At 40.5% G+C, this 16,246-nt stretch carries 17 protein-coding genes; 11 read left to right on the forward strand and 6 right to left on the reverse strand.

What is annotated here, in order from left to right:
* Window positions 1–44: 44 nt before the first annotated feature.
* Complete coding sequence (locus MN200_RS07025) at window positions 45–440, reverse strand: DUF3144 domain-containing protein (RefSeq protein ID WP_004696747.1); 396 nt, start codon at window positions 438–440, stop codon at window positions 45–47.
* A gap of 114 nt (window positions 441–554) precedes the next feature.
* Here MN200_RS07025 and MN200_RS07030 point away from each other — a divergent pair, with 114 nt between their 5' ends.
* The gene (locus MN200_RS07030) at window positions 555–1,187 is read left to right on the forward strand and encodes a hypothetical protein (RefSeq protein ID WP_159127438.1); all 633 of its coding nucleotides are present in this window, start codon (window positions 555–557) and stop codon (window positions 1,185–1,187) included.
* Window positions 1,188–1,257: 70 nt separating this feature from the next.
* On the opposite strand, the gene MN200_RS07035 is transcribed toward MN200_RS07030, so the two are convergent.
* A complete protein-coding gene (locus MN200_RS07035) occupies window positions 1,258–2,721 on the reverse strand; it encodes a CHAD domain-containing protein (RefSeq protein ID WP_242760427.1) in 1,464 nt (487 codons plus the stop codon).
* A 396-nt stretch (window positions 2,722–3,117) separates the two neighbouring features.
* Window positions 3,118–4,578 (reverse strand): CYTH domain-containing protein, encoded by a 1,461-nt coding sequence (locus MN200_RS07040; protein ID WP_242760428.1) that lies wholly within the window; start codon window positions 4,576–4,578, stop codon window positions 3,118–3,120.
* 284 nt (window positions 4,579–4,862) lie between these two features.
* Between MN200_RS07040 and MN200_RS07045 the strand changes: the two genes are divergently transcribed.
* From MN200_RS07045 to MN200_RS07065, 5 genes are all read left to right on the forward strand, one after another.
* The gene (locus MN200_RS07045; protein ID WP_005401111.1) at window positions 4,863–5,246 is read left to right on the forward strand and encodes a DUF962 domain-containing protein; all 384 of its coding nucleotides are present in this window, start codon (window positions 4,863–4,865) and stop codon (window positions 5,244–5,246) included.
* Between the two features lie 518 nt (window positions 5,247–5,764).
* Complete coding sequence (gene thiE / locus MN200_RS07050; RefSeq protein ID WP_176537530.1) at window positions 5,765–6,385, forward strand: thiamine phosphate synthase; 621 nt, start codon at window positions 5,765–5,767, stop codon at window positions 6,383–6,385.
* A gap of 42 nt (window positions 6,386–6,427) precedes the next feature.
* Entirely contained in the window at window positions 6,428–7,726 is a 1,299-nt protein-coding gene (hemL, locus tag MN200_RS07055) for a glutamate-1-semialdehyde 2,1-aminomutase (protein ID WP_078424990.1), read from the forward strand.
* 145 nt (window positions 7,727–7,871) lie between these two features.
* Complete coding sequence (locus tag MN200_RS07060; protein WP_242760429.1) at window positions 7,872–8,711, forward strand: hypothetical protein; 840 nt, start codon at window positions 7,872–7,874, stop codon at window positions 8,709–8,711.
* 99 nt (window positions 8,712–8,810) lie between these two features.
* Complete coding sequence (locus MN200_RS07065) at window positions 8,811–9,137, forward strand: hypothetical protein (protein WP_205666770.1); 327 nt, start codon at window positions 8,811–8,813, stop codon at window positions 9,135–9,137.
* A 3-nt stretch (window positions 9,138–9,140) separates the two neighbouring features.
* On the opposite strand, the gene ruvC is transcribed toward MN200_RS07065, so the two are convergent.
* A complete protein-coding gene (ruvC, locus tag MN200_RS07070) occupies window positions 9,141–9,686 on the reverse strand; it encodes a crossover junction endodeoxyribonuclease RuvC (protein ID WP_004984936.1) in 546 nt (181 codons plus the stop codon).
* Window positions 9,687–9,808: 122 nt separating this feature from the next.
* On the opposite strand from ruvC, the gene MN200_RS07075 reads away from it, so the two are divergent.
* Window positions 9,809–10,390 (forward strand): FxsA family protein, encoded by a 582-nt coding sequence (locus MN200_RS07075; protein ID WP_087013404.1) that lies wholly within the window; start codon window positions 9,809–9,811, stop codon window positions 10,388–10,390.
* A 132-nt stretch (window positions 10,391–10,522) separates the two neighbouring features.
* Window positions 10,523–11,164: a LysE family transporter gene (locus MN200_RS07080; protein WP_078388651.1), complete on the forward strand. Its 642-nt coding sequence runs from the start codon at window positions 10,523–10,525 to the stop codon at window positions 11,162–11,164.
* On the opposite strand, the gene MN200_RS07085 is transcribed toward MN200_RS07080, so the two are convergent.
* Window positions 11,126–11,338 carry a hypothetical protein gene (locus MN200_RS07085; RefSeq protein WP_242760431.1) on the reverse strand — a complete coding sequence of 71 codons (213 nt, stop codon included), beginning with the start codon at window positions 11,336–11,338 and terminating at the stop codon, window positions 11,126–11,128. The genes MN200_RS07080 and MN200_RS07085 overlap by 39 nt on opposite strands.
* Before the next feature lie 315 nt (window positions 11,339–11,653).
* On the opposite strand from MN200_RS07085, the gene MN200_RS07090 reads away from it, so the two are divergent.
* A complete protein-coding gene (locus MN200_RS07090; protein WP_005401120.1) occupies window positions 11,654–11,899 on the forward strand; it encodes a hypothetical protein in 246 nt (81 codons plus the stop codon).
* A 95-nt stretch (window positions 11,900–11,994) separates the two neighbouring features.
* On the opposite strand, the gene metK is transcribed toward MN200_RS07090, so the two are convergent.
* Window positions 11,995–13,161, reverse strand: a complete 1,167-nt coding sequence (metK, locus tag MN200_RS07095; RefSeq protein WP_004984924.1) for a methionine adenosyltransferase — start codon at window positions 13,159–13,161, stop codon at window positions 11,995–11,997.
* Window positions 13,162–13,881: 720 nt separating this feature from the next.
* Between metK and tkt the strand changes: the two genes are divergently transcribed.
* Window positions 13,882–15,870, forward strand: a complete 1,989-nt coding sequence (tkt, locus tag MN200_RS07100) for a transketolase (protein WP_242760433.1) — start codon at window positions 13,882–13,884, stop codon at window positions 15,868–15,870.
* A 115-nt stretch (window positions 15,871–15,985) separates the two neighbouring features.
* On the forward strand, window positions 15,986–16,201 hold the full coding sequence (locus MN200_RS07105; RefSeq protein WP_004696769.1) for a hypothetical protein: 216 nt from the start codon (window positions 15,986–15,988) through the stop codon (window positions 16,199–16,201).
* The last annotated feature ends 45 nt before the right edge of the window (window positions 16,202–16,246 follow it).

Below are 16,246 nucleotides of genomic sequence, written 5' to 3' on the forward strand. Positions count from 1 at the left end.
TACGACGAAATAAAAAAAGCCTGCGCAAGGCAGGCTTTGATTGATCAGTGATCGTGTTTGTGGTCGTGCTTGTTGGCATGAAATTCTTCGTTATGACGGAAACGAAGGTAGTTTTCAAACTGTTCACAATATTCGTCATAGTTGTCTTCAAGCATCATTTGAAACTGCTGCAAAATATAAGACATCACTTGTTCTTTGGCATCACGCATTTCATCGCCATCTTTAAAGTTGTTGGCTGCCACCCACGTGTTAAAACGGGCTGTACCAAACAACATCGCAGCACTCACTTGGCCACGTATTTCAGCAGGTTTCACTTGTGAACCTTTTTCAGTGCGACAAAAATCGTTGGCTTGCTTAATAAATTCATCTGCACGTTCAAAAAAAGCAGCATTCAACGCTTCTTCTTCGGTTACATCTGTTGCTTCAATCTTCTGAACCATGAACTTGTCCTAAAATACATAAATAACTCAGACTGCATTATAGGCAAAGCCTTGCAGAAACTAAACCTTTGCCTTAATCTAAAAATAGCCTAAGCAATAAAATAGAGAATATCCATGCAAGATGCGATTGCGGTACAAAGTTTAAAAAGTGATATTGCCTTATTGCGTCAAAATATTTGGCCGCCACAAAATCTAGCCAATGTAGAAGGCTTACCGATCTATTACGGGACGAAAGCAGAGGTCGAGGACTACTACCGTCAGTGGACGGGTTTGATTGAGCGGGCGCAAGACTTGTTCCAACCCTTTATGGAAGATGAGGTGTTGGATGCAATTCATTTACCCAGCCATTTGAACTTACCGCTGTTTTATTTTCATGTCGATCGTATTCGGATTAATAAAACCCGTGCTAAAGAATCTAAAAGTTTTCGCGGCATTGCAAGCCTAATCGAAAAATGTGGGCAGTTTGAACCAGAGCAAATCCAAGCTATGCGCGCTTGGTTGGACAGCGATGATAACGCTGCCTTGGTTGCGCATAGGGAATTTATTGACCTCAGAACCTATGTGTTTCAGCATGGGCAGAGTGAATATACCCGTACCCGATTTTATGTAAATGGTATCGTGTTAAGTACCGAAGCACACTTTGAATTGGTCGATGCTCGAGACAAACCACGTAAACAGCGCAGTGATAGCTATAACGACCCCTTAGCAGACAACAATACGTGGAAAGTGTACGGAAAGTATCGTTAACTTAGGTATAGACAGGGAATTCACCTATAGAAGAACTTTTCGCTGCTGATCTATATTTTAATTTAAAAGACTATTTCAGCTTTTGGGCTTGACTGAACAGCATCAGCTGTTGTTCAACCAATTTTAGCATTCTATTTTTTTCCGCGGCGATCCAGCCTGTGGCAAAACTATAAGCGGCTTCTGGTTCAGGGGCTTGTTGAAACAAGGCATCTGCAACCACCAAATCATTATAGTGCCCTAGGCTTTCCTGAACTGCTTTGAGTTTTTTTAAATAGGTTTTTAATGCTTTTGCATCGAGTAAAGACGCCACAAACTCAATGCTATAACGCAGTTGTTTGACTTGTTTACGAACGCGGTGTTTTTCCTCATCTTCAAGCTGGCTAAAGTGCTCGGCATGTGCGCATATTTTATGGTGTAAAGACTGTATCACTTTGAGCGCATGTTTTTTCAGTTTGGTTTTTGAAGGCGAATCTAGTTCTTGCTCTGTAAATAAAATTAATTCAAGCCAAAGTTGCGTCGTTTCTGGTTGTCGGAATAGAGCACAGACATCAGTGATAGCCTCTGTACTTGGTGGAAGATAGTCTAATGGATAACCTGCCTCAATTAGCTGAGGAAGTAAATCCTCGTTCAGCGCATCGATATCACGTGTTCCACCTAAGGCTTGAAAAATAGTGGTGAGTTCCGCTTTCCAGTGTGGTTGAATGTCGTCCGACCATGCAGCAAAACTTTTCAGTGCACTACGCAAGCGGCGAATCGCCACGCGGGCTTGGTGTATATGCTCACTGGAGTACTGCTGTCGAGCAATTGAACTGGCATTGGGAAGTAAGTGCTGTAGGCAATTGGCCAGTATGCTTTGTAGAGCCTCAACTTCGCTTGAACTTCTGTTCAATACAAGAGGTGTTTGATACTGCGCAGGAAAGTAACTTTGCTGACGAACGGCCTGAAGGCCATAGTCTGACTTGCTATGTGTGTCGAGACTCAGTTGGTATTTTTGAATCCAAGCTTGTATAAATGCGATCAGATCTTCTATCGATCCTTGTTTTAATTCAAATTCGATTTCGAAAATATCTACACTGCTTTGTTCTTTAAAAATTTTGCCAATATCGAGAGCAATTTCAACTGTACTACTTCCAACATCCTGCAAAACACGTAAACGTTGGATCTTGGTTTCAAAGAGCAATTCAAGGGTTGGAAGTGGAAGCCCCAAAGCGCGTTTTAATTTTTTGTAGATAGCGGAATAATCTTTTTTATAGTTATCTAAGTCGAGTGTAGTCGTCTCAGGTGGCTCTATATCAAATTCAAGTTCAAAGCGACCCAATGCTTTTGCGGTATCTACTGCTTTGAAGGTTTGTTTCCATTCATCATTTTCCTGCCGACGTCGAATCGCGATGCAATGCTTAGCAAGTGTTTGATCCGCTGTATCAAAGTATTGGGCTGCTAAATGAATCGGCTCAGCCTTGAGTAGTGTAAAAGCTTTTTGCAAGGCCTTACGCTTCTTAACTGGAACTTGAAACTTAAACTCAATCTCTTGCATAGCCCTGACTCATGACAACCTAGGTTTTACTATATGCTAAATTGAGTAAAAAAAGACCAGTTTTGAATAGGTATAAGCTAAAAGAGCAGAAATAGTGTGCTAGATGTCACTTTAAAATGAAGATAGTGGTTAGAAATATGCAGAGTTAATAAGTACAGATGGTTACATCGAAGTGATAATAAATCTACATTGAGTAGGAATGTATAGGCTTACTTTTTAAGAATAAAAATGAATATAAAGCCTGTATTGTTCTGATAATAGGCCGTTTTGTCATAGATAAATTAGTGGTTTGGAGATACCAATCACGATCTTCTATCGCAGTTTTGCGGCTTGTCAGGCTTTGTGGGGGATGATAGCAGTCATGTATTTAACATGACTGCTATCATATACAGAGCGTTATTTTAAGAATTTACGGCTAACTAAGAACTGTTCTGTCGCTTCTAAAAGTTTATCGGCATAAACTTCAAGCTTCGCCGTGAGCCAACCCAAAACAAACCAATCACTGGCTTCAAGTTCCGTTTGTTGAATGTACGCAGCTGAAGTCGCCAAGATTTGATATTCATGTGCGGCTTGTTGGGCATCATTCAACGCTTTACTGTATTTCTGCAAATTTTTTACATCATAAATTGACGTTAAAATAGGAAAACTAAACTTCAATTCCTTAATTTTCTGCGCCAATACATCTAAGCTTTCAAAGTGGCTAATATCTGCAGCATTTAAGCTTTCTTGTAGCTGTCGATATTGGTTTTGCAGGGTATTGTGTGCATAGGTTTTTAAATCCTGCTTTTGTACCTGATCATGTGAACTTAAACTAAAGGTCAATAATTCAAGATAATGATGTACGTTCTGTGTCGATTTAACTAAATTTCCAAGCTTTTCTTGAGCATATAAAATGTCTTTGGCAAGATTTTCAGTAGTGGTTGGGTTTTGAAGAAAAGCGCCTAGGGTACTTTGCATATGCTGCAAATGTTGTAAATGATCAAACTGATGCTTAAATGCAGCAAGTTGCATCGCCCATTTATCAGAAATATTGCTATTCCAGTCCTTAAACAAAGCTAAGGTCAGTTGTAAGTGCTCTAAAGCGGTTTGTGCCTGATCAATATGGCTTTGCTCAGCAACACCTGCTGAAATTGCAGCAATATTTGGCAGTAAATGTTGCATTTGCTGACCAATCAACAAACTCAGGTTATGTGCCGCACTTTCTTTTTTCGATAAGACAAACTCTTTTTCAAAACGTGCTGGACTCACTGTTTGCTCAAGTGCCAGTAGATTACCCATTTCGGCTTTGCTGCGGACATCTAACCACAGTTGATACTTCTTCACCCATTCAAAACTAAAAGCCAAAAGCGACTGAACAGAGCCTGATTTGAGTTCAAACTCTACCTCATGGATGGTCTGTTCTCGACCAGATGCACGAACCATACCAACATCCAAACAGACTTCAATTTCAGCGTCTTCAAACTGAATGACGCGATAGGTGCGTTGGATGTCCGTTTCAAAGGTGAGCTTTAACGCAGCCGCGTCCACTCCTAAAGCTTGGGTTAAAATTTGCTGAGCCTCTGGAATAGCTTCATAAATGCTTAAGTCCAGTTCAGGAGATGACTCTAACTCACCCAAATTATGATTATGTTCAAAACGGTGTAAATGACTTTTACCTGCGGCTTTGAGTGTTTGAATCCAGCTAATACCTTCAAGACGCTGACGCAAAGCTGCGCCGTGTTGGGCCAAGAGGCGATCAGGCGTGTCAAAATACTTGGCTTGAAGTTGAATCGTTTCAGATTTTTTAGGATCTAAAGCTTTAAGAAGGGCGGGACGTCGTGCTTCGCTAATCTGAAATTTTAATTCAATTTCAACCATGAAAAATTCCTAATTTGAGGGGCTAGGTCAGTGCCAAGCCTTTATGTATTTAGATGCATGATCTGTAGTTTGTTTTTATGTGCGCTAAAGGCACACCAATGACCACTGGATTGTAGCGAAAAAGAGACAGTATGTAAGACTTGACGACACAATAAAACAAAGTTGCAGCATGAGATTGATCAAAAACAATTCTGTTTTTAGTAGACACGCGCCCAGAGGCGATTGCACTTTGCAGATTGCATATTTTCAGTTATGTTGATAGAAAAACATCAGGATGATGACAGATGAATGCTCAGGTTGAACCAAAACAGGAACATGACGCTGAACCTAATTTTCAATTGCCGATTAAGGACTATCACCAGTTTTATCGTTTTTATCTAACAGAGCACCGCAACATCATGAGTCGTCGGCTACACGTCGCGGGCAGTTCAATTGGACTGTACTTTTTCTCTAAAGCCATACTTAAACGCAAGCCGCGTTATTTTATATACGGCTTAGTCTCTGGATATGCCTGTGCGTGGGTAGGTCATTTTGTTTTTGAAAAAAATAAGCCAGCTAGTTTTAAACAGCCTTTGTATAGTTTTATTTCTGACTGGCGCATGTTTTCCGATGTTTTACGTGGAAATTTAAGCTTACAAGATCGTGCTTTGGATAAAATTCCAAGTTAGTGAAGCACTTTGTGACTTCATCATGAAAGTTTTATGAAAAGCTTGAAATTAACAGTTGCAAAGTATGAGTTAATGTTCTAATAATGAGATCGTTGTTTATATTTTCACCAAATAATATATAAGTGCTTTGAACTTTAAAGTGCTTTTAGTTTTCCAAGCCTAGAGCGACCTTCTCTAGGCTTTTTTTATGTGGATTTTAAATAAAATATGCGGCTTTTTAGCTTTTATGATGTTGTTCAAACACCACTGGTTTAAAAAGCTAAAAAGCCGTATCAGATCGCTGCGTGTCTCTTATTCTTGTTATAAAGTTGTTATTTTTATTTTATTCTTGTTGCTTTCTGTATCCATTAAACTGCGAAAGCGGTGGGGCGACTATCACTGAAAATAGGTATTTTTATATAGCCTGAGCTTAGTCGCGGGATTTTTGTACAAAGCAAAGCATTTTCATTCCCAACTCATTTAAGCATCAGTCGCCTTTAGCTTTATAATAGAACAACATAACCCAAAGGTAGAGTTAAATGCGCGGTTTATATTTAATTACAAATGATGATCCTTTAGAGCTACTTTTGGCTAAATTAGAAGGTGCAATGGCAACACGTGAAGTTGCCATTTTGCAGTATCGCCGTAAAAAAGTACCCAAAGAAGAACAGGCTTACGAAGTTGAGTATATGAAAGCGATGTGCGCTGAGTATCGTGTTCCTTTTGTGATCAATGATGACTTAGAAATGGCCGTTAAATATGGCGTTGGTGTGCATTTAGGGCAAGGTGATGGCGAAGTTGCCGAAGCTGTCGCACGCCTGCCAAAAGATGCGGTGATTGGTCGTACGTGTTTGAACTCGATTGAGCTGGCTGAAAAGGCGATTGCTGAAGGTGCAACTTACGTCGCTTTTGGTGCAATTTACGCAACTGAAACCAAGCCAGAGGCTGGCAATATTGGCTTAGAGACTTTAAAAGAAGCTAAAGCCAAATTGAATGTGCCGATTTGTGCGATTGGTGGCTTAACAGTTGAAAATTCAGGTGAAGTGATCGAAGCTGGTGCCGACCTTTGCGCAGTGATTAGTGATATATTAGGGCTATCAATGTCTGCGATTCCTGATCGTATAGAACAGTGGGCTGATTTATTTGCATCTAAAGCTTAAGCGTTTTTAGATGTTTTTTTATTTTTTGAGTTGAGTAACTTCATGAGCTTATCTCCAAAGCAAGAACAATTGTTTAAACAAGCAAGCAAACATATTCCGGGTGGTGTGAACTCACCTGTACGTGCATTTAATAGCGTAGGCGGAACGCCTGTCTTTATTGAAAAGGCGCAAGGTGCATACTTGTACGATGTGGATGGTAAGCGCTATGTAGACTATGTGGGCTCATGGGGACCAATGATTTTAGGTCATGCTCATCCTGAAATTATTAAAGCAGTTCAAAATGCTGCAGTGGATGGTTTGAGTTTCGGTGCACCTACCGTACATGAAACAACTTTAGCTGACATTATTTGCGAAATTATGCCGTCAATTGAGCTGGTTCGTATGACCAACTCAGGTACTGAAGCAACCATGACAGCCATTCGTCTTGCACGTGGTTATACAGGTCGTGACAAGATTGTAAAATTTGAAGGCTGTTACCACGGTCACTCAGATTCACTGCTAGTAAAAGCAGGTTCAGGTTTGTTAACCAGCGGCGAAGGTGAAGCGACTTCAGCTGGTGTTCCTGCCGACTTTGCCAAACACACACTTACTCTTCCATATAACGATATTGCTACTTTGAAAGAGTGCTTTGCTAAGTTTGGTTCAGAGATTGCGGGCGTGATTGTGGAACCTGTGGCAGGGAACATGAACCTAGTCAAACCAATCGACGGCTTCTTACAAGCGATTCGTGATGTATGTGATGAACATGGTTCTGTTTTTATCATTGATGAAGTGATGACTGGTTTCCGTGTTGGATTGGGTGGTGCGCAAGCTCACTATGGCGTGACTCCTGATTTAACCACCTTGGGTAAAATTATTGGTGCAGGCTTACCCGTTGGTGCTTTTGGTGGGAAACGAGAAGTGATGGAGTGTATTGCACCACTGGGTAAAGTTTACCAAGCTGGAACACTGTCGGGGAATCCACTTGCAATGCGTGCAGGGATTGAGATGTTTAAACACCTGCGCCAAGATGGTTTCTATGAAAAATTGACAGCGCAACTAGAAAAACTGCTTGTGGGTTTACAAGCCGCGGCTGATGAAGCGGGTATTGCTTTTAAAACGCAACAAGTAGGCGGTATGTTTGGTTTGTACTTTACCGATCAAGAAGACATTACTAGCTTCGACTCGATGTTAAAGTGTGATATCGATGCATTCCGTAAGTTCTTCCATGGCATGTTAGACCGTGGTGTGAACCTTGCACCATCTGCATTTGAAGCTGGCTTTATTTCAGCTGCCCATTCTGATGAAGATATAGAATTTACGCTGCAAGCAGCGAAAGAAGTTTTTGCAAGCATGAAGTAAGTATTTGTCCTTGTTAAAAAAGCCCATCTCATTTGATGGGCTTTTTATATGATGGGTATTTTGAATAAAAAAATACTATATCTCAAATACTTTGTGTTAATTTTAGGAGTACATGAAAAAAATGAATAATTAAATAAGATGACTTATGATTTTAAATTTTCTTCGAAAGCCTATTCAGCTAAAACATTTTTTGATCTTTATACTATTGTCACCAATCATTATCGTTATTTTGAGTGTTATTGTTAGTGTATTAGAACCAAGTGATGTACCGAGCTTAAAAGAAAAACCATATGAGTGTGGAAGTTTTGGTGATCAGAAAATGCGCATTGATCGACGATATTTATTTTTTGCAAGAGTTGAATATCAAGATGTCAGTTACTGGGAGAAAGGCTATAGAGAGCTACATAATACCAAAGATTGTAATGACCAAATCGGTAACGCCACATTTCTTGTGAAATGGCCAGAAATGCATCCTTCAGAAGGTTTTAGGCTTTCCTCAAATCAAATCAGTGACATCGCTTTCACTTTATCACAACGTGGTAATTGGAAGGATGAGTGGGGAGACGACAAAACGTTTTTTGATTATACGCCTTCATTGAAATTTTATTTAAGTGAACGGATGGGTGCTCGAAAAGATATGAGCATAAGTGATATTAATTCGGAGAAGAAATTTAATGCAAGTTTGTCACTTTATGAAATAGATTTGGGAGAGCAAGATAATATTTCTAAAAAAATTTACTGGAAAGAAGAAAACGGGAAAGGCATTGGTGTAGTCATTGCGTGTGCTTCATATCCAAGTGGTGCTACGGCGTGTGAATTAAATAGTCATGTACCAAATTATGGTTTTAATACTAGTAATTTGGATATAGATTTCCATGCGGAGCTTCTGCCACATTGGGAAAAAATTCAGCGTGATTCTTTAAAATTATTTAATTCTTTTCAAATAGAAGAAAATCAAGTAAATGCTTCGGGCAAAGAACATTGATGTAGCAAAAAGAACTATTGAGTAGTAAGAAAACACGATATAACGCAATCAAGCCTAAAATTTAAAGACTTTGAATAATGGTAAAAGAGGGGAGGAATAATGGATAAATACTTACTGGTGGCCTTGGTGGTTGGTGCATGCATACTGTTGGTGATTTATACCCAACTTGCACCAGCAGGCGGACAGAAAAATTTTAAGCAAATCGTACAGCAGGCATTTAGTCGTTATAAAGTGATCGAAAAAAACTACACCATTATGATTTGTGAGATCAACCATCGCAATGAGCCAGAAGAATTGGTCTTTATACGTATCGATCCTGCTCAAAAGAAAAATTTACGCATTTCGGGAAGAATGCTGATAGCAACTTATCCCAAAGCACCATCGGTACGTGAAATGCGTAAAGACTTTAAAAACTATGTTACTTAACGTTTAGCGTCGACGAGAGCTACTACGGCTGCGTCCGCGCGCCATACCGCCAAGAGCATTGAGTACAGCAAGCTTAGTCATACTGCCTGAAGCATGTGCATGACAAATAGCAGCAGCGAGAGCATCGGCGGCATCTTGCTGTGGTTTGATGCTCAGGTTTAGGAGTCTCATCACCATCATTTGTACTTGTTCTTTGTCCGCAGCGCCATAACCGACCACCGACTGTTTAATCTGGCGTGCGGTGTATTCTGCAACTTGTAGGTCAAGGTTTACCAGTGCAGCAATAGCAGCCCCGCGTGCTTGCCCTAGCTTCAGTGCGGAGTCAGGGTTTTGTGCCATAAATACTTGCTCAACTGCGGCTTCGGTTGGGCCATGAAATTTTACAATACGATCAATCCCTGCAAAAATACGTTTTAGCCGTTCAGGCATATCAGCAGCTTCGGTACGAATGGTGCCAGCATCGACAAAAATTAGTTTTTGACCTTCTTTTTGAATAATACCGTAGCCTGTGAGGCGAGAACCGGGGTCAATACCAATAATTAATGACATGCTTGCCCTTTAAAAAAAATAATATGCCCATATTGTTACATAAGCGTATCAAAAAAGCTTGATGTAGATTGAGCACTTGATTCTTGCACCTTATTCATTTTGTTGAGATTAGATTAATTTTCATGAAATTATTTCTTTTTATATTAGCTGGTGTCATTCTCGAAGTCTTCGTATGGATTGGCGTGGGTGACCTCGTTGGTAGCATGTGGTACGTATTCTTCTGGTTTATTGCCGCTTTCTTTATTGGTATGAGCCTGATTCGTAAGTATTCAGCAGGTTTAATGCCACAAATGCAGCAAATGCAAGCGGGCCAGATGGGTGCAGATCCTGCATTAACAAACAATCTGCCAAAAATCATTGCGGGCTTTCTTTTATTGATTCCTGGCTTGGTGACAGACGTGGTTGCCGTGTTATTGCTTATTCCTGCGGTGCAAAAAGCCATGACGGGCGCGCTGATGAACGTGATGATGAAACGTCAGCAAGCGATGATGGAAAAAATGATGGGTGGCATGATGGGGGATATGAATGGCATGGGCGGTGGTGCTCAAGGTCAAAACCCATTTGCAGATATCATGCGCCAGATGCAAGAAATGCAGCAACAGCAGGGTGGTTCAGCTTATCGTGACTCGAGTATTATTGATGGCGAAGCACGAGAAGTTACGCCAGAGGCGAAAAAAATTGAAATGAAAGATGTGAATAAATAATTTCATGCCTAATTTTAAAGCCGAGTTCTAACTCGGCTTTTTTTATCTTTATGAAAATGGTTTAAGTGCTTATGATTTAAAATAAATATAACAAACGATATAATTATTTTTTAAAATTTATGCCACTTTTTTATGTCATTGCTTTTCACGATTTGCGCATTGCATTTTGTTGCGCAGCTAAGTCCTGGTCCTGATGTTTTGCTGATTGCCAAAAGTTCAGCTTCGACCACACAAAAAAACACTTTAAAAACGATCTTAGGTATTTCTGTTGGCATCGTCGTTTGGGTGGTTTTAACCTTATTAGGTTTTACCGTACTGATCGACAAAATGCCGTGGATTCAACAAGTATTGATGGTGATTGGTGGGGTGTTCCTTGCACGTATGGGCTGGCTGATGTTGAAAGCCGGTCTCAACACAATGCAGCAAGAAGCCTTGCTAGATGATGGTCAAAAACTGCCTCCACCAAAGGCCAACCATTATTTCATGTCAGGTTTGCTGACTAACTTGTCTAACCCGAAAACACTGATTTATTTTAGTAGTGTGTTTTCACTAGCCTTGAGTTCTAGCGCAAGTCCCTATTTAAAAATGCAACTTGCGGTGATTATTCCAATCCAAACTTTTATGACTTTTGCACTGCTGATGCTGCTCTTGTCATTACCTAAAATTAAGGCGGCATATCAGCGTTCAGGGAGTTATATCGACATTTTTTCTGGCGGGTTGTTCCTAATTTTTGCTTTATGGCTTTGGTACGATGCTCTCGCAATCTACATCTAAGTCATTTTTAAGCTCTTTAGATGATGGAGCCTGTTCCAAGCTAGACACTTCATCTTTTTTACTTTGCGCATAGCGGTTGGGCTGTAATGTCGCTTCGGTATTTTCTGAACCTTTATAGCTACGGCTGCGGTTGGCACGTTCGCGTAAACCGCCTTTTTTAATCAACAGAACCATTCTTTCTTCCTCATCGTTGCATCTTATTTTAATAAACAATCGCGAGAAAACTAAAGGGTTTCGAGCAAATACTTTGGAATACGTCAAAAACTATTATGTTACAAAATGAAATTGTCATGATTCGGTGTTATAAAGAGGAATATGCGTTAAATCAATTGATTAATCTTTCAGTGTAAGCCGTTGCTGACATCACTTCAGGTGAATGGCGCTTGAGTCTCAACAAATACTCACATAAGATAAATGAATCTAACATTCTGTGAGGCAGGGTGATGGACAATAAAAACAAGAAAGGACAAAAACAAGGGGGGTAAAGCCATGCTCTATCAATACCACTGCGCATGTTGTGAAACAGTTGTCGCATCAACAGATAAAGACTGTCCAAACTGTGGATCACATAATATTCGAAGTCCTTTTGGATTTTGGATTTTCTGTATTGTTGCATGTCTTGCAGCAGCGATTATTGTTAAATCTGTACAAGTCTATTTGGCCGACCGAAACAGCGAACCCGCTGCCGTGACTTCGCTCTTTGATGTGCTCAATCATGACAACAAACCCAAGTAGTGAGGTTCAATGACTTCACGACTGAACTGATGGGCTATTTTCCATCAGTTCAAATAAAAAAACCCGCATTAAGCGGGTTTCTTTTAGGATCAAACTTATAGACCAGCTGAAGCTTTAAGTGCTTCCACTTTGTCGGTTTTTTCCCACGTAAATGCTGTATCTGAACCTTCACGACCGAAGTGACCATAAGCAGCAGTTTGCTTATACATCGGTTGAATGAGGTCAAGCATACGAGTGATCCCGTATGGACGTAAGTCGAAGTGTTCACGGACTAATGCAATGATCAACTCTTCAGATACTTTTGCTGTATTGAAGGTATTGATCGAAATAGATGTTGGCTCAGCCACACCAATGGCATAAGACACTTGAATTTCACATTTGTCAGCAAGGCCCGCAGCTACGATGTTTTTCGCAACATAACGACCTGCGTAAGCAGCAGAACGGTCAACCTTAGATGGATCTTTACCAGAGAAAGCACCACCACCGTGACGTGCCATGCCACCGTAAGTGTCTACAATGATTTTACGACCTGTTAAACCACAGTCACCCACTGGACCACCAATCACAAACATTCCTGTTGGATTAATGTGGAATTTGGTGTCTGCATGGAACATTTCAGCAGGGATCACTTTTTTCACGATTTCTTCAATCACAGCTTCTTTTAAGTTGCTTTGAGAAATTTCAGGATCGTGCTGGGTAGATAATACGACTGCGTCTAAACGAACAGGCATGCCATTTTCATAAGCAAAAGTCACTTGGCTTTTTGCATCTGGACGTAACCATGGTAAAGCGCCACTACGACGTAGCTCAGCTTGCTTTTCCATTAAACGGTGTGCATATGAAATTGGAGCAGGCATAAGCACGTCAGTTTCACGGCTTGCATAACCAAACATTAAACCTTGGTCACCTGCACCTTGATCTTCAGGCTTTTGACGGTCTACACCTTGAGCAATCTCTGGTGACTGTTTACCAATCATGTTGATCACGGCACATGTTGAACCATCAAAACCAAGGTCAGAATGGTGGTAACCAATACCATTTACGGTTTGACGAACAATCGCTTCAAAGTCCACATTTGCAGTTGTTGTGATTTCACCTGCAAGTACTACCGCACCCGTTTTTACAAGCGTTTCACAAGCAACCCGCGCATATGGGTCTTCTTTTAAGATCGCATCCAAGATAGCATCACTGATTTGGTCAGCCATTTTATCTGGATGGCCTTCGCTTACAGATTCCGAGGTAAATACAGCGTACTCGCGCATAAGTCCTATCACAGTTAATTTAAAAGACGCAATATGGTACATCGACTTAGCCGTTTGAGCCAGTTCTACACGACCAAAATGACTGAATTTATTTCAATTCAACGACTTTTTATCTGATATAAGCATCTAAAAAATTGATATAGCGTTTATTTTTAGTTCGAAATGACAAAGTAACGGGTTTTGCTTCAAAGTATACAGGTACCTATTATGAGGTGTTTTGCTTTGGTTATATCTAAATGTAAAACAATAACTTGCTCAAGTTTGTATTGGCTTGGGTGTTAGGTTGGTAAAGAAAAAATGCTCAAAATATGCATCATAAAAGAATCTATAATTTGTACTAATTCATGAAAAATCTAAAAAAATGAATAAATTTCACCATGAGTGTTTAATTGTATGTAAAAAATACAAATGTATCTTGTGATGTGTTTGATACTCAAGGATAACGGTTTGTTCTGATTAGTGAATAGGGTGGCCGAGCTTTGCTTTTAAAAAGTTGGCCATTCTATCGTGTGGAATTTGAACTAAAAGAAGCTAGAGAGACATTTCTGAGTGAAATTGTTGTGATTTTAGGCAATGCCCGCATTTATTAGACATTGATGATGAATAAATAGCGAAATATTGTCCATTAGGCTTTACCCATTCCTCTTTTTTTAAGACAATACACCTATCTTTGAATTCTATTCATCTTACTCTTTAAATCATTTGTTTGGACTCTGACCTATGACAACCCCGCTTAACGAACGTCGTATTGCAAACGCAATTCGTGTATTGGCAATGGATGCTGTGCAAAAAGCAAACTCTGGACATCCAGGTGCGCCAATGGGGATGGCTGATATCGCTGATGTGGTATGGCGTGAGTTTTTCAACCATAACCCGACTAACCCACAATGGGCGAACCGTGACCGTTTTGTACTATCAAATGGTCATGGCTCTATGCTGCAATATGCGTTATTGCACCTTACGGGCTATGATTTATCAATTGAAGATTTAAAAGCATTCCGTCAACTGCACTCTAAAACGCCGGGTCACCCAGAATTAGGTTATGCACCAGGTATTGAGACTACAACTGGCCCGCTTGGTCAGGGGATTGCAAACGCAGTTGGTTTTGCTCTAGCTGAAAAAACCTTAGCAGCGCAGTTCAACAAAGATGAGATGAGCGTTGTTGACCATTTCACTTACTGTTTCTTAGGTGATGGCTGTTTAATGGAAGGTGTTTCTCACGAAGCATGTTCACTTGCAGGCACACTAGGTCTAGGTAAACTAATTGCTTACTATGACGACAACGGTATTTCGATTGATGGTGAAGTAGAAGGTTGGTTCTCTGACGATACAGAGCAACGTTTCTTGGCTTATGGTTGGCAAGTACTTAAAGCTGATGGTCATGATGCAGATGCATTACGTGCTGTAACTTTGCAAGCAAAATCTGAAACGAAAAAACCAACGATCATCATCTGTAAAACGATTATTGGTCTAGGTTCACCAAATAAGCAAGGTAAAGAGGACTGCCACGGTGCGCCGCTAGGTAATGACGAAATCGCATTAACACGTGAAGCATTGGGCTGGTCTGAAGGTCCATTTGAAATTCCTGCTGACGTTTATGCAGCATGGGATGCAAAAGCAAAAGGGACGGCTTCTGAAGCGGCTTGGAATGAATTATTTGCTCAATATGCAGCAAAATATCCAACTGAAGCAGCTGAATTGAAACGTCGCCTTTCAGGTGAATTGCCAGCTGAATTCCTTGCTCAAGCAGATGCGTTTATTGCTGAAACTAATGCAAAAGCCGAAACCATTGCTACACGTAAAGCAAGCCAAAACACATTGCAAGCATTTGGTCCATTATTGCCTGAATTATTAGGCGGTTCTGCGGACTTGGCGGGTTCTAACTTAACACTTTGGAAAGGTTGCCAAGGCGTTCAAGACAATCCAGCGGGTAACTACGTACACTATGGCGTACGTGAGTTTGGTATGACTGCCATTGCAAACGGTGTTGCGCTTCACGGTGGTTTCATTCCTTACGTTGCAACATTCCTTATGTTTATGGAATATGCGCGTAATGCAGTACGTATGTCTGCATTGATGAAACAACGTGTAATCCATGTATATACACATGACTCAATTGGTTTGGGTGAAGATGGTCCAACGCACCAACCTGTAGAGCAAATTGCGTCTTTACGTGGTACACCAAACTTAAATACTTGGCGTCCATGTGACACAGTTGAAGCAGCTGTGTCTTGGAAATCTGCACTTGTACGTTCAGAAGGCCCAACAGCGTTGATCTTCTCTCGTCAAAACTTACCATTCCAAACACGTACAGATGCACAAATTGCAAATGTAGCGAAAGGTGGTTATGTATTGGCTGAAGAAAAAGGCGAATTAAAAGCGATTATTATTGCCACGGGTTCTGAAGTATCTTTAGCAATGGAAGCGCATGCACAACTTGACGGTGTGCGTGTCGTGTCTATGCCATGTGCTGAAGAATTTGTGAAGCAAGATGCAGCGTACCGTGAAGCGGTTCTTCCATCAAACATTCGTGCGCGTGTTGCTGTTGAAGCAGCACATGTAGACTACTGGTGGAAGTTTGTAGGTTTGGATGGTCGTGTAATTGGTATGACGACTTATGGCGAATCTGCACCTGCGAAAGACTTATACCAATACTTCGGTATTACCACTGAAGCAGTTGTTGCTGCGGTAAAAGAATTGACAGCTTAATTTTTAAAATTAACTGTTTGAAGGACGCTCCAGTTTAGGGGCGTCTTTTATTTTGAATGGTGTATATAATATGCGAGCTGCTGCTGAAGTAGCTGCATAAATTTTAGGTGATGATATGAGCTTGTACGATCAAATTCATGATGAAGTTGTATTGATGGATGCGGGCGAACAGAAGTGGATTGGACCAGATCTACCTTTGGAGGCGATGGTTGCTGTTGAACTGTTATTGCAAGATTTAGCAGAAGATAAGCAAATTAAGATCCGTCGTAAAAATCATGAAAAGCAGACAGGTATGAAGTTGATTGATCGGATTCTGATTGAAAAACTATGATGGTTGTCACGTCTAAAAGAAGCCTTATTGAAGCGATTCAATAAG

It is taken from the genome of Acinetobacter sp. LUNF3 (assembly GCF_022699605.1).
Lineage (GTDB): Bacteria > Pseudomonadota > Gammaproteobacteria > Pseudomonadales > Moraxellaceae > Acinetobacter > Acinetobacter johnsonii.